We start from the raw sequence: 23281 nt of genomic DNA, 5'->3' as shown, positions 1-23281 counted from the left end.
CAGTCACGGCCCTGCGCGTCGGGTCCCTGGTGCAATCGGCTTCGTTTCGAAGTCTTCCCGCTCAAGGGCGGGTGCAACTGGACCGGCCGGGTCGCGGCTGATGCCGCTGCCGCGGGAAAAATACGTCCTCCGCCATGCACGATGTTCGCGAAACGACCTTGAACCCGGGGTTCAAGTGGGAAGGTTGGGTAACCATCGGGCTTTCCGCTGCGAGGCAGACTTGCACTCCCGGTAACCGTCACCTTCCCGTGGTCGTCATTAAGGGACAAGGCGAATGTTTGCGCGCACTGTCGAGAACAGCAGAGGACGCGTGGCCAGTATAGCCAATGCCGCGTTTTTGCCTAGCCCGTTCGTCGGCGGATTCAGTGGGCAGTCGGTGTGGTGCGCGCTGCGTTACGGCGTGCCCAGCGCGCTGTCCAGCTTGCGGTGCAGGTCCTGCAGCGTGCGCTCGACCTCGCGGTTGCGCGCCTGCTGCTCGTCGCGCAGCTGCTGCAATTCGTGTGCCAGATTGAGGGCGGCCAGCACGGCCACGCGGTCCACCGCCGCCATGCGGTTGCTGCCGCGCACCTCGCGCATGCGGCTGTCCAGCAGCTTGGCCGCCGCCATCAGGCTGGAACGTTCGTCGGGCGCGACGCCGACGGTGTACTCGCGGTCCAGGATATGGACGCTGACCGGTTCGGTGGCGCTCATGTGTGCTGCTCCAGCGACTTCAGGCGGCTGATCATCGCTTCCACGCGCGAGCGCGCCTGTTCGTTCTTGGCCAGCAGCTGCGAGCGTTCGCCGACCAGGTGCTCCTGTTGCTGGCGCAGGCTGCGGTTCTCGTCCGCCAGGCGCTGGCAACGGTCCGCCAGGTCCTGGATGCGCGTACCGAGCGTGCGGAGCTGGTCGAGAAGGTCGGCGTTATCCATGGTGGCACATTAGGCATGCGCCCGGCGGCCGGTCAAGCGGCGGCTGGCGATGCTCTGTAGGAGCGGGCCATGCCCGCGATGCTTTTCAATGAGACCACGCAAGAGCATCGCGGGCATGGCCCGCTCCTACAGGGTCAGGAGGCCACGCGCATGCCCGAGCCCGGGTAGTACTCGCGGATGAAACGCAGGCACTGGTCCGCGCCCAGCGCCTGCGAAACCCAGTGACCCTGCACCTCGTCGCAGCCGTGGTTGCGCAGGAACTCGTACTGGTCCCAGGTCTCCACGCCCTCGGCGACCACTTTCAGCGCCAGCGACTGCCCCATCGTGATGATGGTGCTGGTGATGGCCTCGTCGTCGGTGTCGTGGGTCAGGTCGCCGATGAACTCGCGGTCGATCTTGAGCGTGGTCAGTGGCAGGCGCTTCAGGTAGGCCAGCGACGAGTAGCCGGTGCCGAAGTCGTCGATGGCCAGCGAGATGCCCAGGCGGCGGCACGCGCGCAGGGTGTCGGCGTTCTGCTCGGGGTGGGTCATGATGACGCTCTCGGTGAGCTCCAGCTCCAGCCGGTTGGCGGGAATGCCGGTCTCCTGCAACGTACGCGCCACCACCGCCTGCAGGTCCCCGCGCTGCAGCTGGGTGGACGAGACGTTGACCGCCATCGACAGCTCCTCCAGCCCCTGCTCGTGCCATTCGCGCAGCGTGAGGCAGGCCTCGCGCAGCGCCCAGGCGCCCAGCTCGAGGATCATGCCGGATTCTTCCGCCAGCGGGATGAACTGCGCCGGCGAGACCATGCCGAATTCCTTGCTGTCCCAGCGCAGCAGGGCCTCCACGCCGGTGACGCGCTGGCGCGAGATCGACAGCCGCGGCTGGAACACCAGCGACAGCTCGTTGCGGTCGATCGCCCGCCGCAGCGCGCTGGCCAGGATGGCGCGATGGCGGTTCTTCTCGTCCATCGATTCCGAATACACCTGGTAGGTGTGCCGGCCCATCGCCTTGGCCTGGTACATCGCCGTGTCGGCATGCTTGAGCAGTTCGGTGGGGACCTGCGCGTGCTCGGGGTACAGGCTGATGCCGATCGAAGGAGATACCGCCAGCTCCAGCCGTTCGCCGAAATTCAGCGGCGCGTGGAATGCGTGGATGATCCGCTGCGCCACGTCCTCGGCATCGGGCATGCCGTTGATATCCTCCAGCACCACGGTGAACTCGTCGCCGCTCAGCCGTGCGACGGTGTGCTGCGTGCCCACGGTCTGCTGCACGCGCGCTGCGGCCGCGCGCAGGATGCGGTCGCCGGTGGCGTGGCCCAGCGAGTCGTTGATGTCCTTGAAGCGGTCCAGGTCGATGAACAGCACCGCCACGTGTCCGTGTTCGCGGCGGGCCCGCACGATGGCGCGCGACAGGCGCTCGGACAGCAGCGAGCGGTTGGGCAGGCTGGTCAGCGTGTCGTAGTTGGCCAGGTAGCGCAGTTCCTGTTCGGCGCGCTTCTGCTCTGTGATGTCGGTGAGCACCTGCACGTAGAGGGGGCGTTCGCCGCTGGCGTCGGGTACCACGTTGGTCTCGATCCGGCAGAGGATCTCCTCACCGTCCTTGCGTACCTTCCACACCTCGCCGGACCAGCGGCCGGTCAGGCGCAGTTCGCGGTTCATCCGCTCGAAGAAGGCGTCCTCGTGCTGGTCGCTGTCCAGCATCGTCATCGGCTGGCCGATGATCTCCTCTTCGGCATAGCCGGTGATGCGGGTGAAGGCCGGGTTGATGGTGATGAACTGGTGCGCCCAGTCCAGCACCGCCACCGCCTCGTTCATGCTGCGCATCACCTCGCCGGCGATGCGGTGCTCGTACTCGGCGTTGCGGCTGGCGGTGATGTCGCGCGCGGTGCCGGCGATGCGCACCGGCTGGCCGTCGGCGTCGCGTTCCACCACCCGGCCGCGGGCGCGCACCCATACCCACGTGCCGTTGCCCTGCATGTCCATGCGGTGCTCGGAGGTGAAGATGGGCGCCTTGCCCTGCAGGTGCAGGCGCAGGCGTTCCATCACCAGCGGCAGGTCTTCCTCGTGGATGGTGGGCACCTCGCCCTGGCGGGTGAGCACCGTGATGTCCGACGTCTGCACCGCAGTCTCGTCCGCCCGCATGCGGTACAGCCGACGCTGCACCAGGTCGTAGTCCCAGAACTGTTCGCCCGAGGCCCACAGGGCCAGCTTCAGGCGTTCGTCGCGGTTGCGCAGTGCATCGCTGCGCGGCGGCTCCTGCGGCGCCTGGCGGGCCGCCAGCCAGTCCTGCCACCAGCGCCGCGTGCCGATCGCCACCACGCCCAGCAGCACCGCGCCGGCGAGCAGCATGACCGGCGCTCGGGACGACAGCGGGGACGCCGTTGCGAGGACTGCAGCGACAGGAAGAGCGAGCATGGGGGTGGACGGGCTGTCCGGGCCGAGGCGATACCGGAGTGTAGGCATGCGTACGCATGCACAACAAGCCGGGATGCGGCTTTTCGTTGGTACACTTGCGCGGGTGTCCGAAACCTGTGGCGGATTGCGTTCTTCTATGCCCGAACTTCCCGATATCGCCGCCGTCGACGCGGCTTCCCGCCAGCTGGGACTGGCCATGGACGCCTCCGAACTGCACGGCGCGCTGTGCGGCTGGCTGGCCGGCGGCGGCGCCACCGACGGCACCTGGCTGGCGCGCGCGCTGGCCGACGATGCCCTGCCCGCACCGGCGCGCGGCAGCGTGCTGGACCAGCTGCGCGAAGCCGCCATCGTCCAGCTCGAGGATCGCGGCTTCTCGTTCGACCTGCTGTTGCCCGTCGCCGATCGCTCGCTGGACGAGCGCGCCGAAGCCCTGTTCTCCTGGTGCCGGGGTTTCCTGGGCGCGTTCGGGCTGGCGGCCGGCGCTGCGCCTCCGCTGTCGGAGGAGGGCAGTGAAGCGCTGCAGGACCTGGCACGCCTGGCCAAGGCCTCGGCCGAGAGCAGCGAGGACGAGGAAGATGAGGACGCGCTGGCCGAACTGGAAGAGTTCGTGCGCGTCGCGGCCCTGTTGCTGCATGGCGATTGCGTGCTGGGGCCCCGGCACCGCCGGAGCCTGAACTGATGAAGGCGCTGACCGGCATCGCCGCGGCGGAGTTCGCCCGCCGGCGCCGGCAGCTGATGCGGATGGCGGGCGAGGACGCCATCCTGGTGCTGCCGGCCGCGCCGGAGCGCGTGCGCAGCCACGACACCCACTACCCGTACCGCCAGGACTCGGATTTCTGGTACCTGAGCGGCTTCCCCGAACCGGACGCGGTGCTGGTGCTGGTGCCGGGCCGCAAGCATGGCGAGGCCATCCTGTTCTGCCGCGAGCGCGATCCCGAGAGGGAAGGCTGGGACGGCCCGCGCGCCGGCCAGGACGGCGCGGTGAACGACTACGGGATGGACGATGCCTATCCCATCGACGACCTGGACGAGATCCTGCCAGGGCTGCTGGAAGGGCGCTCGCGCGTCTACTACCACTTCGGGCGCGATGCCGACTTCGACCTCAAGCTGATCGGCTGGGTGCGCCACGTGCGTGCGCACGTGAAGCAGGGCGCGCAGCCGCCGCACGAATTCCTGGAACTGGGCCACCTGCTGCACGAGTTGCGCCTGTTCAAGTCGAAGGACGAGATCAAGCTGATGCGGCGCGCCGCCGACATCAGCGTGCATGCGCACCGGGCCGCGATGCGCGTCGCGCGCCCGGGCATCCGCGAGTACGAGCTGCAGGCCGACCTGGAGCGCGTGTTCCGTGCCCACGACGCCTGGCCGGCCTACAACAGCATCGTCGGCGCCGGCCGCAATGCATGCGTGCTGCATTACCGCGCCAACACGGCGCAGGCGCGCGACGGCGAGCTGGTGCTGATCGACGCCGGCGCCGAGTACCGCGGCTACGCCGCCGACATCACCCGCACGTTCCCGGTCAACGGGCGCTTCACGCCCGCGCAGCGCGCGCTGCACGACCTGGTCGGCGCCGCACAGCGCGCCGCATTGGACTGCGCGCGCGTCGGGGTGCCCTACGAGGCCGGCCACGTGGCCGCGGTCGAGACGCTGACCGAGGGGCTGCTCAAGCTGGGCCTGCTGAAGGGGAAGCTGGAGAAGAACCTCGCCGAAGGCACGTACCGCCGCTTCTACCGCCACAAGACCGGTCACTGGCTGGGGCTGGACGTGCACGACGTGGGCGACTACCGCATCGACGGGGAATCGCGCCTGCTGGAACCCGGCATGGTGTTCACCATCGAACCGGGCCTGTACGTGTCCCACGACGACACCACGGTGGATGCGAAGTGGCGCGGCATCGGCATCCGCACCGAGGACGATGTGCTGGTCACCGCCGAGGGGCCGGTCGTGCTGACCGATGCGCTGGCACGCAGCGCCGACGAGATCGAAGCGGAGATGACGGCGGCCTGATCGCCTTGCCGGCGCGTCGGTACCTTGCGGTGGATCAGTCGGTGGTCCACCGGACGTCGGCGATCCACAGCTCGCGCCAGCGCGCCGTCTTCTCGTCCGGTTCCAGCTTCTGCGGCGACGCCGGCACGACAGGCGCGAACCCGTCGCGCACTTCCAGGCAGCGCGCATTGACGGCGGCGTACGTACGGGCGCCATCCTCGAACACGACGGCCACCAGCACGCCGCAGTCGCCGCACAGCAGGAACTGTGCGGCCAGCGATCCCTGGCGGTAGCGGCGGACGCGGTCCGGTCGGTGCGCGCGGAGGACCAGCTGCGCCGCTGCATCCGAGACCCAGGCCGCGCCATGCGCGCGGCAGAAGCTGCAGTCGCAGGTACGCGGTGCCGTGTCCGACGGCACCCGCGCGGTCGAGAAGGCCAGGGTGATGGCACCGCAGTGGCAGCCGCCTTCGAGCATGGAGGGCGTGTCCGTGATGGGCGCCATCAGCCGTCGTTCGAGCGCCAGGCTGGCGGCGTTTCGTTCGTCACCTCGTCCGCCCGCGCGCGCGCGGCCTCCAGCGGCCGGATCTCCAGTTCCAGGCCGAAGGCCAGGCACGGGTTCTGTGAGGCGATGCGTGCGGCATCCTCCAGCGAGTCGGCGACGATGAACCAGTAACCGCCCACCAGTTCCTTCGCTTCGGCGAACGGTCCGTCGGTGATGCCGTCGCGGGTGACGCGCTTGCCCCGCATCTCCAGCCGGCTGCCGGGCTTCAATACGCCGTCGGCCAGGCCGCGTTCGTACCACGCGTAGAAGCGATCGATGGCCGCCTGCACATCCTGGGGCGATGCGGTTTCGTCCCACTGGCCGCGGGAGATCAACAGATAGTCGGACTGGGTCATTGCGGTTCGCCTTCAGGTTCGAAAGAAATCCAATCAGTGAGTAGCCGGGGCGAGGAACTTCATGTCACCGCCCCATTCGAAACACCAGGAAAAACAACGTGATCGCCGTGCCCCAGAACACCAGGCCGGTCATCATGGCGGCGGTTTCGCCGGGGTCGTGCTTCGGGCGCAGCAGTCGCAGGATCATCGCGCCCGTACCGCGCAGGATCACGTCCACGACGATCTCGAACACGATCCGTGCGATGAAGCGGAACGTACCGCTCATCGCTTCACCCGCGACATCACCCAGTGGCATGTGTGTTCCTACTGTCCCGCGGGCGGTTCCCACAGCTCGATCTTGTTGCCTTCCGGGTCCAGCACCCAGCCGAACTTGCCCTGTTCGGAGACCTGCGGATCGCCGACGACGTTGCAGCCTTCTTCGCGCAGTGCGGCCAACAGTGCATCCAGATCGGCCACGCGGAAGTTGATCATGAAGCTCGCGGTACTCGGCGCCATGTAGGTGGTGTCCTGCTTGAACGGGCTCCACAGGGTCATGCCCGCGGGGCTTCCTTCACCGCCCCACAGATCGCGCCGCCCCAGTCGGCCGTGTCCAGCCCCAGGTGGTCGCGGTACCAGGCGCTGAGCGCCTGGGGGTCCGCCGACTTGAAGAAGATGCCGCCGATGCCGGTGACGCGTTTCATGCTGGACCTCCGGGTGTCTTGACGGTGCGTCGCGTGCGCTGCAGGCGCGGAGTGTGTCAGCCCGTTGGCGGCATCGCCAGTGAGGCCGCGCCCAGCGCGGCGAAGACGCCCAGCAGGATCACCAGGCCGTAGCGCAGTCGGAAGGGGATGTCGGGTCGGCCGTACAAGCGCTCGGCTTCACGGGTGTCGAGCCGCCAGCCGTGGTGGCAGACCGGGCACGCGAGCTGATAGCGCCGGCCGTAGACGAAGCCGAACAGCAGGTCGACGCGGCCGTACTTGTACGCGAACTGCGGCTCGAAATCGCGCACCTGGTCGCAGCGCGGGCAGTGCTGCGGCTCGGGCGGACCGACCGCCACCACGTTCTCGCCCTGGCCGATCATGAACATCACGCATGCAGCCCGTCGTGCGTCGACTCAGGGCGCTTCCGCGAACGCCGGCCGCGTCAGGTTATCCGCATCGCCCTCGGTGCAGAGCACTTCATCCTCGATGCGGATGCCGCCGTAGGGGCGGAATGCATCGACGCGCGCCCAGTCGACGCTGGCGGCGTGGCCGTTCTTCTTCACCTCCTCCAGCAGCAGGTCGATGAAATACAGGCCGGGTTCGATGGTGACGACCATCCCCGGTTCCAGCACACGCGTCATGCGCAGGTAGGGATGGCCGGCCGGGCGTTCGATGCGGCCACCGCGGTCGCTGGCGGCGAAACCGGCCACGTCGTGCACCTGCAGGCCGATGGGATGGCCCAGGCCGTGCGGGAAGAACGCCGCGCTGACGCCGGTGGCGACCGCGGCCTCGGGCGACACGGTGATCACGCCGAAGTCCTTCAGGATGCCCATCAGCGTGTGGTGGGCGTCCACGTGCAGTCGCCTGTAGTCGACGCCGCTGCGCACGCCGGCGCACATCTTCTGCTGGGCGGCATCGACCGCATCGATCATCGCCTGGAACTCGCTGCCGGTGTCGTAGGCATAGCTGCGGGTGATGTCGCTGGCATAGCCGTGGAAGCTGGCGCCGGCGTCGATCAGGAAGCTGCGCAGCGGGTCGGGCGCGACGCGCTGCAGCTCCATGTAGTGCAGCACCGCGGCGTGCTCGTTGAGGCCGATGATGTTGCCGTAGGGCAAGTCATTGGCGTCCTGGCCCACCGCCGTGCAGTAGGCCATGTGGATGCCGAACTCGCTTTCCCCCGCGCGGAAGGCTGCTTCGGCGGCGCGGTGGCCACGCACGGCCAGGCGCTGCGCCTGCCGCATCAGCGCGATCTCGTACGGCGTCTTGTACGAACGCTGGTACTCCAGGTACTGGATCACGGGCTCCGGGTTGTTCGGCGCATGGTCGCCGAGCGTGCTCTGTGGCTCGCCGAGGATGGCGCTGCGCGCGGCAGGCGGCAGCAGGGCGGCGGCTTCGTCGGGCGTGCGGATGATGTGGATGTCGCAGTGGTCCACCCACCAGCCGCTGGGCGCATCCGGCACGACGTGCCAGTAGTCGAACGGCTGGTAGTAGATCACCTTCGGCCGTTCGCCCGGCGTGTACACCAGCCAGCTGTAGGGCAGGCGCGTGAGCGGCAGCCAGGCCTTGAACTGCGGGTTGACGGCATACGGGTAGTCGCGGTCGTCGAAGACCTGCCAGTGCTGCGTGCCGCTGGGCACGACCAGGTGGTCGAAACCGCCCCGCGCCAACGCTTCGTCGGCACGCCGCTTCATCGTCGCCAGGTGATCGGCGTACAGCGGGACGAGGTCGGTGTCGAAGGAAGCGGGGGCGTTCATGGTGGCGACTCGTGCGGAAGAGTCGCCATTTTGCCGCATCCGGCCCGGACGGGCCGTGGTGTGGGTCCTATTCGGCTTCGGGCCCGGCGTTGACCCACTGGCGCAGCCGCTCCAGCGGCTCGCGGTCGATGGTCAGGAAGCGCAGGCCGGCGAACGCCTGCCCGGGCGTGTTCGCTGCTGCGGACCAGACCAGGTGCGCGCCCACGTCGATGGGGACGTCCTGGCCGCGCTCGTCGCGCAGGTGGAAGCGCAACTGGTACAGCGCATCGTCGACCACGGGTTCGGTGGCCACCAGCAGCATGCCGGATTCGGACAGGTTGCCCACGCGGCCGATCACCTGTTCGGTCATCAGGTCGAACACGGCCACCGGCTTGGGAACGTTGCGCCGGCGGGCGCGGCGGAATTCGCGCATCATGCGGCACCTCCGGCGGGTTCGGCTTCGCCGCGACGGCCGGTCAGGCTGCGCAGCGCATTGAGGGTGGCGTTCCAGGCGCGGTCGATCAGGCGGCCGCGGTCTTCGGTGACCACCTGCGCCTGGCCCTTGGCCATCAGGTGCGCCAGCGTGTCCAGCGAATGTTCGCCCACGCGCTGGCCGCGCTGGTTGACGAACAGCGCATTGCCGGTGACCGGGCTGAACCACGACAGCCGCTGCCGCTGCACGTCGCCCTGCTGGTTGCGGGTGAACTCGAACCACGTGCCGAATGGCAGCGTGCGCAGGTAGTCGTAGCATTCCTGCTCTTCAGGGGTGCGCGGCTGCGCCGGCTTCTTCTTGACCTCGCTCTGTCCACCCAGGCGCGCGCGCGCCTTGAGCCGGGCCGTCAGTTCGGTGCGCGAGGTGGTCTCGTCTTCCTCGGCGCTGGAGAGGCGGCGCGCGATCGCCGCCGCCTCGTCTTCGTGGTAGCCCACCTGGACCAGCGATTTCTCGACCTTGCCGGCCAGTTCCGCATTGGCTCCCTGCGCGGTGGTGGTGGCTGCCACGATTTCCAGGGTGGTCTGCAGCGCGTCGGCCCACTCACCGGATGTTTCGCCATTGCGCAGCTGGGTGAGCGTGAGCACGTCGGCCCAGGCCTGGCTGAGCAGGGCCTGCACGAACTTCTGCGGCTTGGCCTCGGCCATGGCCGATTCGATGGTCTCGGCGGCGCGCTGCTTGGCGATCTCCAGGCGGTCCTTGCCGCGGGCGGCCTCGACCTGCCGTCGTTCGGCCAGTTCGGCCTTGCGCGCGGCGGCCTGCAGGTGCTGCTGCACCTCGCGGCTGGCGTCCTCGAAGACGGTCTCGTCGCCTTCGTAGGTCTCCACCACGGTCTCGACCGCCTGGTGCAGTTTCTGCAGCAGCTGCGGGTCCACGTCCTCCTCGCCCAGCCAGGTGGCGCCCGACTCGGCCACGGTGTTGAGCAGGTCGCGTGCCGGATGCTGTGCGCGGAGGAAGAAGTTGCGGTCGCGCAGGGCGGCCTGCACCACCGGCACCTGCAGCCGCACCAGCATGTCGGCGGCGGGCGCATCGTGCTGCACCTCGCGTTCGATCTCGTTGTAGAGCAGGTCGAGCAGTTCGAAGGTGTCCGAATCCGCGCTGGCCAGCGTGGCATCGGGTCCATGCTGCGCGCGGGCGGCCGCCAGCATCGCCTGCTGCAGGTCCTGCACCGTGCGGCGCGGCTGCTCTGGCGCGCGCGCGGGCAGGGGCGCGGCCTGCATGGCCTGCAAGGTGTTCAATACATCGGGGGTGGGAAGCAGCCGCGGTGCGCCGGCGCCCGGCCCGGACGGAGTGCCAGCGCCGCCACGGTCGCCGGGCCCGGTCGGTCCTGCGGGGGGGCCGCCTGTGCCCTGCGCCAGCGTACCGTGTCCTCCCGGCTGGACGGCGGCATCGGCGAGCGCCTGTGCATCGGCCTGCAGGCCGCCGCGGCGGATCGCCAGCAGCTTCTGCAGCACTTCGAACGAGCCTGCTGCATCGCCCGGTGTTTCAGCGTTGTCCGCGGAGGTGCGTGGAGCCTCGCCCGCCTGAGCGACCGCCGCCGCCGCGCCCGCGCCGGATGCCGTGCTGCTGCCGGTCAGGGCGCCCGCCACCGCGTTCAGTTGCTCGGGCGTAAGCGTGGCCCAGTGCGAGGCCGCACCCTGCCAGCCGGTCAGGGGGCGGGCCGTGCCGTCGGCCGCGTCGCGCGGATGGCGGATGGCCTCCTGCACGCGGACACGCCGCGGCATGTAGACCAGTCCCGGCAGGATGCCTTCGCGCGACAGGAACTGGTTCACCGTCCCGGCCCATTCGCTGTAGTTCTGCATCACCTTGTGGTCGAAGGTGCGATACAGCACCAGCTGCGCATCCAGCGACAGCTGCAGACAGGTGGCGGCCTCCTTCAGCACCTGGCAGAGACGGTGGGGGCCCAGCGGCAGCGTATCCGCGTCGTAGGCGGGTGCCCGGGCCAGCACGCCGAAGCGCTGGCCCAGCATGAGGATCTGCGCATTGCCGCGCTGCTCGTGCCGGCGCGCGACTTCGCGCAGCACGATTTCCTGGTCCATCACCGCGTCTTCGACCAGCGTGAGCGTCTGGTAGTCCAGGCGCAGCGCCGATGCGGTCTCCGCTGCCGGGCGCGGCGTGCGGATGCCGGCCAGCTCGGCTTCCAGGCCGAACATGTAGTGCGGGACCAGCTCGGTCCGGTGCTTCTGCAGGGCACGCAGGTCGACGAAGACCTGGGCCTGCAGATGGTTGCTGCGTGCCTGCTCGGCCTGCTTGAACAACTGCTGCTCGAACTCCACCAGCATCGCGTTCAGCGCGGCGATGAAGTCGGTCGCGATATGGTCGTACAGGTTCTGCAGCACGCGGCGCACGCGCGGCGGCAAGGCCGACGACGCGATGGTGGTCGGCGTGGCAGCGGGCGAAGGCGGTCGTGTGCCGGTCATCGGTGCAGTGGGCTCCCCTGTAGCCGCATCATTATCACACCCGCCCTTGCCGGCGCATCCATCCGTCGCCCTGGCGGAGCGATGGGCGTCAACGGTCCAGGAACAGTTCGATCACGTCGTTGGTGAAGCGGCGCCCCAGCGCGGTGGGCATCACATGCGTCCCGGACAGCGCCAGCCAGCCGCGCTGACGGGCCTGTTCCAACGGCGTCGCGATGTGTTCCGCCGGCAGCCCGGTAGTGGCGGTGAAATCGGCCAGGGCGAAGCCGTCCTGCAGCCGCAGCGCGTTGAGCATGAATTCGAACGGGCGCCGTTCCGGCGTGATGTCGTCGTCCCCGCCGATCGCGTCCGGCGTGCCCGCTGCGGCGAGATAGGCGGTGGGATGCTTGACCTTCCAGCGCCGCAGGACCTGTTGCGTGGCGCCCACGGTGATCTTGCCGTGCGCGCCAGCGCCGATGCCGATGTAATCACCATAACGCCAGTAGTTGAGGTTGTGCGCGCAGCGGCGACCCGCGCGGGCATAGGCGCTGACCTCGTAGTGCTGGTAGCCGGCGTCGGCCAGCAGCGCCTGGCAATGCTCCTGCATGTCCCAGGCCAGGTCGTCGTCGGGAATGCCCTGTGGCGGCCGGGCGAAGAAGACCGTGTTGGGTTCCAGCGTGAGCTGGTAGTGCGAGACATGCGCAGGCTGCAGGGCGAACGCGCGCTGCAGGTCGTGCTCGGCCATCGCCAGCGTCTGGCCGGGCAGGGCGTACATCAGGTCCAGATTGAGGTTGTCGAAGCCGGCATCCTGCGCCAGCTTCACCGCATGTTCGGCCTCGAGGCTGTCGTGGATGCGCCCCAGCTTCTGCAGGCTGGCATCGTCGAAGCTCTGGATGCCGAAGCTGATGCGGTTCACGCCGGCGGCGCGGTAGTGCTCGAAGCGCCCGTGTTCGGCCGTGCCGGGATTGGTCTCCAGCGTCACTTCCAGTCCCGGCGCGAAGCGCAGCCGGCTGCTGGCGCCCTGCAGGAAGCGGTCTATCGTCTCCGGCGGGAACAGGCTCGGCGTGCCGCCGCCGAAGAACACGCTGTGCACGGTGCGGCCCCAGACCAGCGGCAGGTCGTGGTCCAGGTCGCGCAGCAGGGCGTCCACATACGCATCGAAAGGCAGCCCGCCCTTGCCCTGGTGCGAATTGAAATCGCAGTACGGGCATTTGCGCACGCACCATGGCAGGTGCACGTAGAGCGCCAGGGGCGGCGGGATCAGCATGGACTAGGCCAGTGCGAGCAGGCGCTGCTTCAGCGCCGCCAGCGCCTTGCCGCGGTGGCTGATGCGGTTCTTCTCGTCCAGCGGCATTTCCGCGGCGGACTGGCCGAACTGCGGGTCGAAGAACACCGGGTCGTAGCCGTGGCCGCCCGTGCCGCGGCGTTCGTGCAGGATGCGGCCCTGCCATTCGCCTTCGACGATCAGCGGCTGCGGGTCGTGCGCATGGCGCAGCAGCACCAGCACGCAGTAGAAGTGCGCGCCGCGCTGCTCGCCCGGCACCGCATGCAGCGCGTCCAGCAGTTTGTCGATGTTGCGCTGGGCGTCGCCGTGTCCGCCGGCGTAGCGGGCCGAATACAGCCCCGGCGCGCCGTTGAGCGCGTCCACGCAGATGCCCGAATCGTCGGCCAGCGCAGGCAGGCCGGTCTGCAGGCTGGCGTGGCGCGCCTTGATCAGGGCGTTCTCGACGAAGGTGGTGCCGGTTTCGTCGGCGTCCTCCACACCCAGGTCGGACTGCGCGACCAGTTCGATGCCGGTGTCGGCCAGCAGGCCGCGCAGTTCTTCCAGCTTGCCCTGGTTGGAGGAGGCGAGGACGAGTTTCATGCGGTCATCCTTTCGGTTGCAGCAGGTCCCAGCGGTTGCCGTAGGCATCGCGGAAGACGGCGACGGTGGCGTAGCTTTCTTCGCGCGGGGACTCGAGGAACTCGACGCCGGCTGCCGACATCCGCGCATGGTCGCGCCAGAAATCGTCCGTCTGCAGGAAGAAGCCCACGCGCCCGCCGGTCTGGTCGCCGATGCGCGCGCGCTGTGCGTCGGTGGTGGCCACGGCCAGCAGCAGGTCGGTGGTGCCGTCACCGGGCGGCGCGACGCGCACCCAGCGCTTGCCGCCGCCCAAGTCGGTATCCTCGCGCAGCGCGAAGCCCAGCGCGCCGCAGTAGTGCGCGATGGCGCGGTCGTAATCGTCGACCAGCAGGGTGACCAGGCTGAGGATCTGCATGAGGATTGCCGGATATCCGTAGGAGCGGAACTCAGCCCGCCAGCGCAGCCCGCTGCGCCGCGAACAGTTCGCCCATGCCCTTCTCGCCCAGGGCGAGCAGTGCATCCAGTTCGTCGCGGCGGAACGCATGGCCCTCGGCCGTGCCCTGCAGTTCGATGAAGCCGCCGCCGTCGTTCATCACCAGGTTCATGTCGGTGTCGCAGTCGCTGTCCTCGGCGTAGTCCAGGTCCAGCACCGGCGTGCCGCGATAGATGCCCACCGAGACCGCGGCCACCGCGCCATGGATCGGATCGCGCTTGATCTCCTTGCGCGACTTCAGCCAGTTCACCGCGTCCACCAGCGCCACGTAGGCGCCGGTGATGGCGGCGGTGCGGGTGCCGCCGTCGGCCTGCAGCACGTCGCAGTCCAGGGTGATGGTGCGTTCGCCCAGCGCGCCCCGGTCCACGCAGGCGCGCAGGGTGCGGCCGATCAGGCGCTGGATCTCCAGCGTGCGCCCGCCCTGCTTGCCGCGCGCGGCCTCGCGGTCGCTGCGGGTGTGGGTGGAACGGGGCAGCATGCCGTACTCGGCCGTCACCCAGCCCTCGCCCTTGCCGCGCAGGAAGCCCGGCACCTTGTTGTCGACGCTGGCGGTGCACAGCACCCGGGTGTGGCCGAAGCTGACCAGCACCGAGCCTTCCGCATGCCGGGTGTAGTTGCGCAGGATGCTGACGTCGCGCATCTGGTCGGGCTGGCGGCCGCTGGGGCGGGAAAAGGACATGGGGGCATCCGCGGTGAGGGGGGCGAAGTTTAGCAGTCCGTCCCCGGCACGCCGGGACGCCGGCGCCCGTGCTGCTAAGATGCGCCGCTCATTGTTCGCATGGGCTTCCGCATGATCCGCAGCATGACGGCGTTCGCCGCCGCCGAACGCGCCACCGAGGGTGGCACGCTGGCGGCCGAACTGCGGGCGGTCAACCACCGCTTCCTCGAACTGGGCGTGCGCCTGCCCGATGAGCTGCGCGTGCTGGAACCGGCATTGCGCGAGCGCATCGTCGCGCGGGTCTCGCGCGGCAAGCTGGACCTGACCCTGCGCCTGCGCGCGCCCGAGGGCACCGGCGCGCTGCAGCTCAACCCGCGCGTGGTGGCGCAGCTGTCGGAACTGGCGCTGGACCTGTCCTCGCGCATGCCGAACCTGCGCACCGGGCTGACCGACCTGCTGCAGTTCCCCGGCGTGCTGCAGAGCAAGGGCGTGGACATGGAGGCCCTGCAGGCCGAAGCGCTGGCGTTGCTCGACGCGGTGCTGGACCAGTTCGTCGCCGCGCGCGAGCGCGAGGGCGGCAAGCTGGTCGCGGCGATCCTGGAGCGGGTGGACGGCATCGCTGCCCTGGCGGCCGAGGTGCGTACCCTCATCCCGCAGATCCGTGCCGGCCAGCGGCAGAAGCTGGAGACCCGCCTGGCCGACGTGGCCCAGAACATGGAGCCGGGCAGGCTGGAGCAGGAACTGGTGTTGTGGCTGCAGAAGCTGGACGTGGACGAGGAACTGGACCGGCTGGACAGCCATGTGAAGGAGATTCGCCGCATCTTCACCCAGAAGGAGCCGCAGGGCCGGCGGCTGGACTTCCTGCTGCAGGAGTTCAACCGCGAGGCCAACACGCTGGGGTCCAAGTCCGTGGACATCCGCACCACCAACATCGCGGTCGAGTTGAAGGTGCTGATCGACCAGATCCGCGAACAGGCGCAGAACATCGAATGAAGCGCGGAACCCTCTATATCGTCGCGGCGCCGTCCGGGGCCGGCAAAAGCAGCATCGTCAACGCCGTGCTGGCCCGGGACGCCGAGATCGCCCTGTCCATCTCGTTCACCTCGCGCGGCGCGCGACCGGGCGAACGCCATGCGCAGCATTACCACTTCATCAGCGCCGAGGAGTTCGAGGCGATGATCCGCGCCGGCGATTTCTTCGAGTACGCCCGCGTGCACGGCGACTGGAAGGGCACCGCGCGCCAGTCGGTGGAACCGCAGCTGGCCGCCGGCAAGGATGTGTTGCTGGAGATCGACTGGCAGGGCGCGCGCCAGGTGCGCGAGAAGGTGCCGGATGCGGTCAGCGTGTTCATCCTGCCGCCGTCGCGCCAGGCGCTGGAGCAGCGCATGCGCGCCCGTGGACAGGACAGCGAGGAGGTCATCCAGCGACGCCTGGCGGCGGCCCGCGAGGAGATGTCGCATTACGGCGAATTCGACTACGTGATCGTCAATGACGTGTTCGAGGAGGCGGTGGCCCAGATGCATGCCATCTTCACCGCCAGCCGGCTGCGCCGTGAGGCCCAGGATGTCCGCCACGCCGGCCTGATTGCCGCCCTGCTGGCCGATTGAGGGCGGCGCAGCGCCGGTTTTCTCGGATAACCGGTTGATTTTAAAAGAAAGGCTTGCATTGCCGGGCCCCGCTGCCTACAATCGCCGCCCCTTTCCGTATTCACTGGGCGGCCAACGGTCGCCGGGAGCCCGCATGGCCCGCATCACCGTCGAAGATTGCCTGGAAGTCGTCAACAACCGTTTCGAGCTGGTCACCATGGCCGCCAAGCGCGCCCGCCAGCTGGCCAACGGCGTCGACGCCCAGATCGACAACACCGAAGCGCAGGACAAGCCGACCGTGCTGGCGCTGCGCGAGATCGCGGCGCGCAAGATCGACAACGACTTGATCGACCGCGTGGAGAAGGCCGAGCGCGAGCGCGCCGAGCGTGAGGCGCTGGAATGGGCCGCCGCCGAAGTGGTCGCCGACGACGACCTGTCCAAGGGCGACGACTGATCGCATCCGTCCATCGTTCCCATCGGAACGGACGATCGCTGGAAAGCCCGCGCAAGCGGGCTTTCCGCGTTTCCGGGCGCCGTGTGCGCGTTGCCGTGACGACCTGACTGGCATAGTCTGGCGGCATGAATCCAGGTCGTTCCGCCAAGGCCCTCCGCAGCCCGTCTTCGTCGCGCGACGACGGCGTGCCGGACTACGTGGCCCAGTTCGAGAAGACGGCGGCGTACCTCCCCAAGGAGCAGCTGCCGCTGCTGCGGCGGGCGTGGGAAGTCGGTGCCGCCGCGCATGCCGGCCAGACCCGCAAGTCGGGCGAACCGTACATCACCCATCCCGTGGCCGTGGCGGGCGTGCTGGCGGAACTGGGCATGGATGCCGAGACGCTGATCGCGGCCATCCTGCACGACACCATCGAGGACACGCCGCTCACCCGTGAGGAAATCGCCGGCGAGTTCGGCGAATCCGTCGCTGAACTGGTCGATGGCGTCACCAAACTGGACAAGCTGAAGTTCCGGGACCGCCAGGAAGCCGCGGCCGAAAGCTTCCGCAAGATGCTGCTGGCCATGTCGCGCGACCTGCGCGTGATCATGATCAAGCTGGCCGACCGCCTGCACAACATGCGCACCCTGGGCGCGCAGAGTGCCGAGGCCCGTGGGCGCATCGCCCGCGAGACGCTGGAGATCTACGCGCCCATCGCCCAGCGGCTGGGCATGAACCTGGTCAAGTCCGAACTGCAGGACCTCGGTTTCCGCGCCCTGCATCCGTGGCGGCATGCGGTCATCGACAAGCACATCCGCAGCCAGCCGGTGATGCGCCGCGAATCGATGGCGCAGATCGAAGCGCACCTGTCGCAGCGGCTGGCCAAGGAGGGCATCGAGCACCGCCTGGTCAGCCGGGTGAAGACGCCCTGGAGCATCTACAACAAGATGCGCAGCGAAGGAAAGAGCTTCGACCGGGTGATGGACGTGTTCGGCTTCCGCGTGGTCGTCGATTCGGTGCCGTCGTGCTATCACGCCCTGGGCGCCGTGCATGCGCAGTACAAGCCGCTGGACGGCCGCTTCCGCGATTTCATCGCCATTCCCAAGGCCAACGGCTACCAGTCGCTGCACACGGTGCTGTTCGGGCCGTACGGCTCGCCGATCGAGGTGCAGATCCGCACCACCGAGATGGACCTGATCGCCGAGCGCGGCATCGCCGCGCACTGGACCTACAAGTACGGCACCGACTCGCCCAACAGCGCGCAGAACCGCGCGCATGCGTGGATCGTCGAGCTGATCGACAACCAGCGCGCGGCCGGTTCGTCGCTGGAGTTCCTCGACAACGTGAAGGTGGACCTGTTCCCGGACGAGGTGTACCTGTTCACGCCGAAGGGCAAGATTCTGTCGCTGCCGCGCAATGCCACCGCGCTGGACTTCGCCTACGCGGTGCATACCGATGTCGGCAACCAGGCGGTGGCCTCGCGCGTGGACAAGAAGCTGGTGCCGCTGCGCACCAAGCTGGCCAGCGGGCAGAGCGTGGAGATCATCACCGCCAAGTCAGCCGCGCCCAAGCCGCAGTGGCTGGAGTTCGTGGTGACCAGCAAGGCGCGCACCGCGATCCGCCACCAGCTGAAGCAGCTCGAGCACGAGGACGCGGTGCAGCTGGGGCATCGCATGCTCGACCGCGCGCTGGAGGACCTGGACAGCTCGCTCGAGCGCCTGCCGCAGCAGCGCCTGGAGGCTTTCCTCAGCGAGCACAAGTATCCGCGCCTGGAGGCGTTCCTGGCCGACGTCGCCCTGGGCAACTGGATGCCCTCGCAGGCGGCGCAGGCGCTGACCGCGTTCGCCGAGCTGCGCGGTGGCGGCCATTCGAAGCATTCGCAGGAAAAGATCCTGATCACCGGCGGCGAACGCGGCGTGGTCAGTTTCGCGCAGTGCTGCCAGCCGATCCCGGGCGACGAGATCATGGGCTATCACACCGCCGGCAAGGGCATCGTGGTGCACCGCCTGGACTGCCCCAACGTCACCGAGTTCCGCAAGTCGCCGGAACGCTGGGTACCGATCGCCTGGGACGCCAAGGTCACCGGCGACTACGACGCCGCGCTGCTGATCGACGTGGAGAACCGTCCCGGCGTGCTGGCGCAGGTCGCCGCCGCGGTCGCCAAGAGCCAGTCCAACATCGAACGCGTGGAGTACCTGGAGCGCGACATCAACGTCGCCGTGCTGCGCTTCTCCATCCAGGTGCGCGACCGCAACCACCTGGCGGAAGTGATGCGCCGGCTGCGGCGGCTCAACGTCGTGCACGGCGTGCGTCGGCAGTAAGGAATCCACAAAGGTATGCGGCCTGCGCCCGAGATCGTCGGTTTCGAATTCGACTGGCTCGCGATCGATAAGGAAGGTCGTTTGGCGCTTTTTTCTACCGCAGGCTCAGGGATGGCACCAAAGTCTGCGATAGATGCCCGCGAATCGCTGGACGCCGTACTGTCGCTGATCGAGACGCCCAACTGGGGGACGGTGCACGTCTGGGATGACTATGCTTCTGTCGGTCTCTATGTGTACGACTGGGATCTTTCGAGTGGCGTTTATCGCCGTCTGAGAGTACCTGCAGGCTCGGCTAACCGCGCGCCGCTGGCATCGCTCAAGATCGTGGGTGGGGTACCACGTGTCGATTGCGACTTCGCGTTTCAGGACGACATACGACCCGAAATTCTGCGTTAGCACTGTCAAACTTTCTTCATACAGGACAACCCATGACCAAGCAGATCATCAACACCGACCACGCGCCCGCCGCCATCGGTCCCTATTCGCAGGCCGTGCGCGCCGGCAACACGGTGTACTTCTCCGGGCAGATCCCGCTGGATCCGGCCACGGGCAACCTCGTCGATGGCGACATCGCGGCGCAGGCGCGTCGCGCGTTCGACAACCTCAAGGCCGTCGCCGAGGCCGCAGGCGGTTCGCTGGACCGGATCGTGCGCCTGGGCCTGTACCTGACCGACCTGTCGCAGTTCGCGGCGGTCAATGCAGTGATGCAGGAATACTTTGCCGCGCCGTATCCCGCGCGCTCGACCATCGAAGTGTCGGGCCTGCCGAAGGGCGCGGCGTTCGAAGTCGATGCGGTGATGGTGCTCGACTGACCGGCTGATGCGCGGGGCGCCGGGCGCCGAACACCTTCGATCGGCGTTGCCCGGATGTGGAAACGCCGTGGCGCGGGCGCTGCCCTACGTCGGCGTGCCGCGCATCTCGCTGGGCGTGTGCCCGGTCCAGCGCTTGAACGCGCGGCGGAACTCGCGCACGTCGGTGAAGCCGATCTGGCTGCCGACCGCGGCGATGGTCAGTTCCAGGTCCTGCAGCAGTTCGAGCGCGCGTTCGGTGCGCACACGGTCGTGCACGGCGCTGAAGCTGGTGCTTTCCTCGGCCAGCTGCCGGCGCAGCGTGCGTTCGCTCAGGTGCAGCGCGGCGGCGACATCGGTCATCTGCGGGTTGTCGCGCAGGCGCGGGCGCAGCTGGCGTTCGACCGCCGCGGTGGTCTCGCCGCGCAGGGACATGGCGGCCAGCTGCGCCTGGCACAGCGCCAGTGCCTGCCGTGAGGTCACCGGGTTGTAGCTGGCGAACGGCAGTTCCAGCCAGCGGCGATCCACCACCATCGCGTGCTGCGTCTGGTTGAAGCGGATCTCGCAGCCGAACAGGTCGTCGTAACGCCTGGCATAACGCGGTGCGGGATAGCCCAGTTCCAGCCAGAGCGGGCGGAAGTCGGGGCCTGCCAGCTCGCGTGCCAGCATCAACGTGCTGGCGAACATTTCCTCGCACAGGAAGGGCAGCAGGTCGGCGGCCTCCTCCGGCGCCGTGGCGACGACGGCGAGCGCGCCATCTTCGCGATCCTGCACGTCCAGATCCATCAGCGGGCCGAGGTTGCGCTGGTACTCCAGGCCGATCTGCACGGCGTCGCCGAAGGTGGGCGCGGTCTTCATCGCCAGGCCGAGCAGGCCGAAGTTGCCGCCGTTCTGCTTCTCGCCCATGGCCAGGCCCACGCCGTCGATCGGCAGGGTCGGCAGGGCGCGACGGATGATCTCGCTTGCCTGGCGGTAGGACACCCGCGCCTGCGGGTCGTGGATTTCCTGCACGTTGAGGCGCATGCCGGCGAACCAGCTTTCGGCATTCACGCCGAATTCGCCGGCCAGCAGCACCAGGCCACACAGCATGTTGGTCGGCAGGTTGGCCACCAGCAGGCGGTTGCCGATTCCGGTTTTCCAGCGCATCGAAGCCCCTCCAGCTTGTCCGCTTTCCCCCCCTTAGTATGCCGCTCCCGCCCTCTGCGTGACGTGGGGCTGCGCACCAGACTGCCAGGCACTACGCAGCCGTATGGGGAGAGGCGATTCATGCAGCGCAGCATTTCCGTGGCAGTGGCCGGCGCCCTGGCGCTGCTGGCCGGGGGTTGCCAGCCCGACGCGCCTCCGGCGGCCGAGGTGCCCGCCGGCGACGCGGCCTTCGCCACCACCCTGCAGGAGCGCCTGCTGGATGCCAAGCCAGGCGACGTCATCGAGATCCCGGCCGGTCGCCACGCCTTCGACCGCAGCCTGACCCTGCGCGCGAGCGGGGTGACCATCCGCGGCGCGGGCATGGACAAGAGCGTGCTGAGCTTCAAGGGCCAGAAGGCCGGCGCCGAGGGGCTGTTGGTCAACGGCGACGACTTCACCATCGAGAACCTCACCATCGAGGACTCCAAGGGCGACGGCCTGAAGATCAGCGAGTCGTCCAACATCACCGTGCGCGGCGTGAAGGTGCAGTGGACTGGCGGCCCCAGCACCAAGAACGGCGCCTATGGCATCTATCCGGTGCTGACGAAGAACGTGTTGATCGAGGACACGGTGTCCATCGGCGCATCCGATGCCGGCATCTACGTGGGCCAGTCCGACGGCGTGATCGTGCGCCGCAGCCGCGCCGAGCAGAACGTGGCCGGCATCGAAATAGAGAACACCCTCAACGCCGACGTCTACGACAACGTGGCGACCGGCAACACCGGCGGCATCCTGGTGTTCAACATGCCGGGCCTGTCGCAGCAGGGCGGCAACATCCGCGTCTACGACAACAAGGTGATCGCCAACAACCACGAGAACTTCGGTGCCAAGGGCACGCCGGTGGCCAGCGTGCCGGCGGGGTCGGGCATCGTCATCAACTCCAACGACGACATCGAGATCTTCGGCAACGAGATCCGCGACAACGCGACGGCGAACATCATCGTCTCCAGCGTTTACTCCACCGGCTACAAGGACAGCAGCGCGTCGCCGAACTTCGATCCGTATCCGGAGCGCATCTACATCCATGGCAACACGCTGTCCGGCGGCGGCGATTCGCCCGACGGCTTCGACCTGAAGGCGCTGAAGGTGGCGACCTACGGGCTGCGCGGCCGTTTCCCCGACGTGCTGTGGGATGGCTACTTCAACAAGGAGCGGCTGGTCGACGGCAAGAAGATCGGGCCGCAGATCTGCCTGCGCGACGTCAGCGGGGTGGTCAACGCCGATGGTCCCGGCGGTTACGGCAACCCCAGCAAGGATGCGAAGGCCCACGACTGCGAGCTGCCCCGCCTGCCCGCGGTCGATCTGAAGCGCGGGTAAGGCATGCGCAAACCGTACTGGCACGGGCTCCTGCTCGTGATCGCCTCCCTGGGCCTGGTGCTCTCGGCGTGCCGTCCGTCGGCAGGCGTGCACTTCTTCGCCGAGGGGCAGCCGAAGACGCTGGATGAGTGGGGCGTGTTGCGCATCGAAGACGGGAAGCTCCGCCTCAACCAGGGCGTGGTGCCTTACGATCTCAACACGCCCTTGTTCAGCGACTACGCGCACAAGCTGCGCACGGTGTGGATGCCCGAGGGCACATCGGCGACGTACCAGCCGGAACAGAGTTTCGATTTTCCGGTGGGCACCATCCTCAGCAAGACCTTCTACTACCCGCTGCCGGCAGGTACGACGTGGGACGGGAAATCCGTCGCGCGCACGCCGCCGTCGCAGTCCTCACTCGAGGGTGAAGCCCTCGATCTCGCCAAGGTGCGCCTGATCGAGACCCGCCTGCTGGTGCATCGCGCGGAGGGATGGGTTGCGCTGCCTTATGTCTGGAACGAAGCACAGACGCAGGCCACGCTCAAGCGCACCGGCGAGCTGGTCACACTGGATCTGGTCGACGCCGCCGGCGCACGCGAGACGGCCGAGTACCAGGTGCCCGACCAGAACCAGTGCGGCGGCTGCCACATCACCGACAACAAGTCGCGCAAGCTGTTGCCGATCGGACCGAAGGCCCGCCACCTCAACCGCGACTTCGACTACGCGCTGGGCCGCGAGAACCAGCTCGCGCACCTCGTGCGCGTCGGCTACCTGGCCGGCGTCCCGGCCAACCCGCCGCAGCTGGTCGATGCGATGGAGGCCGCGGCGCCGCTGGACGCGCGGGCGCGTGCCTACCTGGACATCAACTGCGGCCATTGCCACAGCGCCACCGGTCCCGCGATCACCTCGGGCCTGTGGCTGGACGCGCAGACGCAGGACCGACTGAAACTGGGCTTCTGCAAGCAGCCGATCGCGGCGGGGAAGGGGACCGGCAACCGCCTGCACGACATCGAGCCGGGGAATGCCGCAGCCTCCATCTTCGAATTCCGCATGGACAGCGCCGATCCCGCGATCATGATGCCGGAGGTCGGCCGTTCGGTCGTGCACCGCGAGGGCGTGCAGCTGATCCGCGACTGGATCAACGCGCAGCCGGGGAATTGCGGGAGCGCTGCAGGGGAATCGTGAACATGCCGCCGGC

General features: G+C 68.4%; 27 protein-coding genes and 1 other RNA gene. 10 read left to right on the top strand and 18 right to left on the bottom strand.

Translation table 11 applies throughout. The features are described 5' to 3' along the window. Positions 1-122: 122 nt before the first annotated feature. From ssrS to IAE60_RS00440, 4 genes are all read right to left on the bottom strand, one after another. A non-coding RNA gene (gene ssrS / locus IAE60_RS00455) (6S RNA) lies at positions 123-309 on the bottom strand. An 84-nt stretch (positions 310-393) separates the two neighbouring features. Further along, positions 394-690: a cell division protein ZapA gene (locus tag IAE60_RS00450; RefSeq protein ID WP_185894202.1), complete on the bottom strand. Its 297-nt coding sequence runs from the start codon at positions 688-690 to the stop codon at positions 394-396. Next, positions 687-908: a TIGR02449 family protein gene (locus IAE60_RS00445; protein WP_185894201.1), complete on the bottom strand. Its 222-nt coding sequence runs from the start codon at positions 906-908 to the stop codon at positions 687-689. The genes IAE60_RS00450 and IAE60_RS00445 overlap by 4 nt, the downstream gene beginning before the upstream one ends. 134 nt (positions 909-1042) lie before the next feature. Next, entirely contained in the window at positions 1043-3238 is a 2196-nt protein-coding gene (locus tag IAE60_RS00440; RefSeq protein WP_187573434.1) for a putative bifunctional diguanylate cyclase/phosphodiesterase, read from the bottom strand. A 202-nt stretch (positions 3239-3440) separates the two neighbouring features. On the opposite strand from IAE60_RS00440, the gene IAE60_RS00435 reads away from it, so the two are divergent. Both IAE60_RS00435 and IAE60_RS00430 read left to right on the top strand, forming a co-directional pair. Further along, positions 3441-3983 carry a UPF0149 family protein gene (locus tag IAE60_RS00435; RefSeq protein ID WP_187573433.1) on the top strand — a complete coding sequence of 181 codons (543 nt, stop codon included), beginning with the start codon at positions 3441-3443 and terminating at the stop codon, positions 3981-3983. After that, positions 3983-5308 carry an aminopeptidase P N-terminal domain-containing protein gene (locus IAE60_RS00430; protein ID WP_187573432.1) on the top strand — a complete coding sequence of 442 codons (1326 nt, stop codon included), beginning with the start codon at positions 3983-3985 and terminating at the stop codon, positions 5306-5308. The genes IAE60_RS00435 and IAE60_RS00430 overlap by 1 nt, the downstream gene beginning before the upstream one ends. A gap of 34 nt (positions 5309-5342) precedes the next feature. Here IAE60_RS00430 and IAE60_RS00425 read toward each other — a convergent pair whose 3' ends face one another. From IAE60_RS00425 to rph, 13 genes are all read right to left on the bottom strand, one after another. Next, positions 5343-5789, bottom strand: coding sequence for a GFA family protein (locus IAE60_RS00425; protein ID WP_187573431.1), 447 nt, complete (start codon positions 5787-5789; stop codon positions 5343-5345). After that, positions 5789-6184 (bottom strand): YciI family protein, encoded by a 396-nt coding sequence (locus tag IAE60_RS00420; protein WP_187573430.1) that lies wholly within the window; start codon positions 6182-6184, stop codon positions 5789-5791. Before IAE60_RS00420 ends, IAE60_RS00425 begins: the two co-directional genes overlap by 1 nt. A gap of 64 nt (positions 6185-6248) precedes the next feature. Then, positions 6249-6479, bottom strand: a complete 231-nt coding sequence (locus IAE60_RS00415; RefSeq protein ID WP_187573429.1) for a hypothetical protein — start codon at positions 6477-6479, stop codon at positions 6249-6251. A gap of 8 nt (positions 6480-6487) precedes the next feature. Beyond that, positions 6488-6718: a VOC family protein gene (locus IAE60_RS18675; RefSeq protein WP_244966617.1), complete on the bottom strand. Its 231-nt coding sequence runs from the start codon at positions 6716-6718 to the stop codon at positions 6488-6490. After that, positions 6715-6864: a hypothetical protein gene (locus tag IAE60_RS18670; protein ID WP_244966616.1), complete on the bottom strand. Its 150-nt coding sequence runs from the start codon at positions 6862-6864 to the stop codon at positions 6715-6717. Before IAE60_RS18670 ends, IAE60_RS18675 begins: the two co-directional genes overlap by 4 nt. A 56-nt stretch (positions 6865-6920) precedes the next feature. Continuing rightward, a complete protein-coding gene (locus tag IAE60_RS00405; protein ID WP_187573428.1) occupies positions 6921-7250 on the bottom strand; it encodes a hypothetical protein in 330 nt (109 codons plus the stop codon). 27 nt (positions 7251-7277) lie between these two features. After that, entirely contained in the window at positions 7278-8618 is a 1341-nt protein-coding gene (pepQ, locus tag IAE60_RS00400) for a Xaa-Pro dipeptidase (RefSeq protein ID WP_187573427.1), read from the bottom strand. 67 nt (positions 8619-8685) lie between these two features. Beyond that, positions 8686-9033, bottom strand: coding sequence for a PilZ domain-containing protein (locus IAE60_RS00395; protein WP_162108727.1), 348 nt, complete (start codon positions 9031-9033; stop codon positions 8686-8688). After that, complete coding sequence (locus IAE60_RS00390) at positions 9030-11507, bottom strand: DUF1631 domain-containing protein (protein ID WP_187573426.1); 2478 nt, start codon at positions 11505-11507, stop codon at positions 9030-9032. The genes IAE60_RS00395 and IAE60_RS00390 overlap by 4 nt, the downstream gene beginning before the upstream one ends. Before the next feature lie 88 nt (positions 11508-11595). After that, positions 11596-12750 (bottom strand): radical SAM family heme chaperone HemW, encoded by a 1155-nt coding sequence (hemW, locus tag IAE60_RS00385; RefSeq protein WP_187573425.1) that lies wholly within the window; start codon positions 12748-12750, stop codon positions 11596-11598. 3 nt (positions 12751-12753) lie between these two features. Beyond that, entirely contained in the window at positions 12754-13347 is a 594-nt protein-coding gene (rdgB, locus tag IAE60_RS00380) for an RdgB/HAM1 family non-canonical purine NTP pyrophosphatase (RefSeq protein ID WP_187573424.1), read from the bottom strand. Positions 13348-13351: 4 nt separating this feature from the next. After that, positions 13352-13741, bottom strand: a complete 390-nt coding sequence (locus IAE60_RS00375; protein ID WP_162108731.1) for a VOC family protein — start codon at positions 13739-13741, stop codon at positions 13352-13354. A 31-nt stretch (positions 13742-13772) separates the two neighbouring features. Then, entirely contained in the window at positions 13773-14498 is a 726-nt protein-coding gene (gene rph / locus IAE60_RS00370; RefSeq protein WP_187573423.1) for a ribonuclease PH, read from the bottom strand. Positions 14499-14609: 111 nt separating this feature from the next. On the opposite strand from rph, the gene IAE60_RS00365 reads away from it, so the two are divergent. The 6 genes from IAE60_RS00365 (at position 14610) to IAE60_RS00340 (ending at position 19626) form a co-directional block, all read left to right on the top strand. Continuing rightward, positions 14610-15470, top strand: a complete 861-nt coding sequence (locus IAE60_RS00365; RefSeq protein WP_187573422.1) for a YicC/YloC family endoribonuclease — start codon at positions 14610-14612, stop codon at positions 15468-15470. Beyond that, on the top strand, positions 15467-16084 hold the full coding sequence (gene gmk / locus IAE60_RS00360) for a guanylate kinase (protein WP_185894184.1): 618 nt from the start codon (positions 15467-15469) through the stop codon (positions 16082-16084). Before IAE60_RS00365 ends, gmk begins: the two co-directional genes overlap by 4 nt. A gap of 133 nt (positions 16085-16217) precedes the next feature. Then, positions 16218-16517 (top strand): DNA-directed RNA polymerase subunit omega, encoded by a 300-nt coding sequence (rpoZ, locus tag IAE60_RS00355; RefSeq protein WP_162108735.1) that lies wholly within the window; start codon positions 16218-16220, stop codon positions 16515-16517. 125 nt (positions 16518-16642) lie between these two features. Beyond that, on the top strand, positions 16643-18814 hold the full coding sequence (locus IAE60_RS00350) for a RelA/SpoT family protein (RefSeq protein ID WP_185894183.1): 2172 nt from the start codon (positions 16643-16645) through the stop codon (positions 18812-18814). Between the two features lie 15 nt (positions 18815-18829). After that, entirely contained in the window at positions 18830-19210 is a 381-nt protein-coding gene (locus IAE60_RS00345; protein ID WP_162108737.1) for a hypothetical protein, read from the top strand. 32 nt (positions 19211-19242) lie between these two features. Further along, on the top strand, positions 19243-19626 hold the full coding sequence (locus IAE60_RS00340) for a RidA family protein (protein ID WP_187573421.1): 384 nt from the start codon (positions 19243-19245) through the stop codon (positions 19624-19626). 84 nt (positions 19627-19710) lie between these two features. Here IAE60_RS00340 and IAE60_RS00335 read toward each other — a convergent pair whose 3' ends face one another. After that, positions 19711-20748 carry an AraC family transcriptional regulator gene (locus tag IAE60_RS00335; protein ID WP_222937168.1) on the bottom strand — a complete coding sequence of 346 codons (1038 nt, stop codon included), beginning with the start codon at positions 20746-20748 and terminating at the stop codon, positions 19711-19713. Between the two features lie 120 nt (positions 20749-20868). On the opposite strand from IAE60_RS00335, the gene IAE60_RS00330 reads away from it, so the two are divergent. Both IAE60_RS00330 and IAE60_RS00325 read left to right on the top strand, forming a co-directional pair. After that, entirely contained in the window at positions 20869-22104 is a 1236-nt protein-coding gene (locus IAE60_RS00330; RefSeq protein WP_187573420.1) for a parallel beta-helix domain-containing protein, read from the top strand. Between the two features lie 3 nt (positions 22105-22107). Beyond that, complete coding sequence (locus tag IAE60_RS00325; protein ID WP_187573419.1) at positions 22108-23268, top strand: SO2930 family diheme c-type cytochrome; 1161 nt, start codon at positions 22108-22110, stop codon at positions 23266-23268. The last annotated feature ends 13 nt before the right edge of the window (positions 23269-23281 follow it).

It is taken from the genome of Pseudoxanthomonas mexicana, from assembly GCF_014397415.1.
GTDB classification, from domain to species: domain Bacteria; phylum Pseudomonadota; class Gammaproteobacteria; order Xanthomonadales; family Xanthomonadaceae; genus Pseudoxanthomonas_A; species Pseudoxanthomonas_A mexicana.
This window is presented reverse-complemented; position numbering and strand designations above follow the sequence as displayed.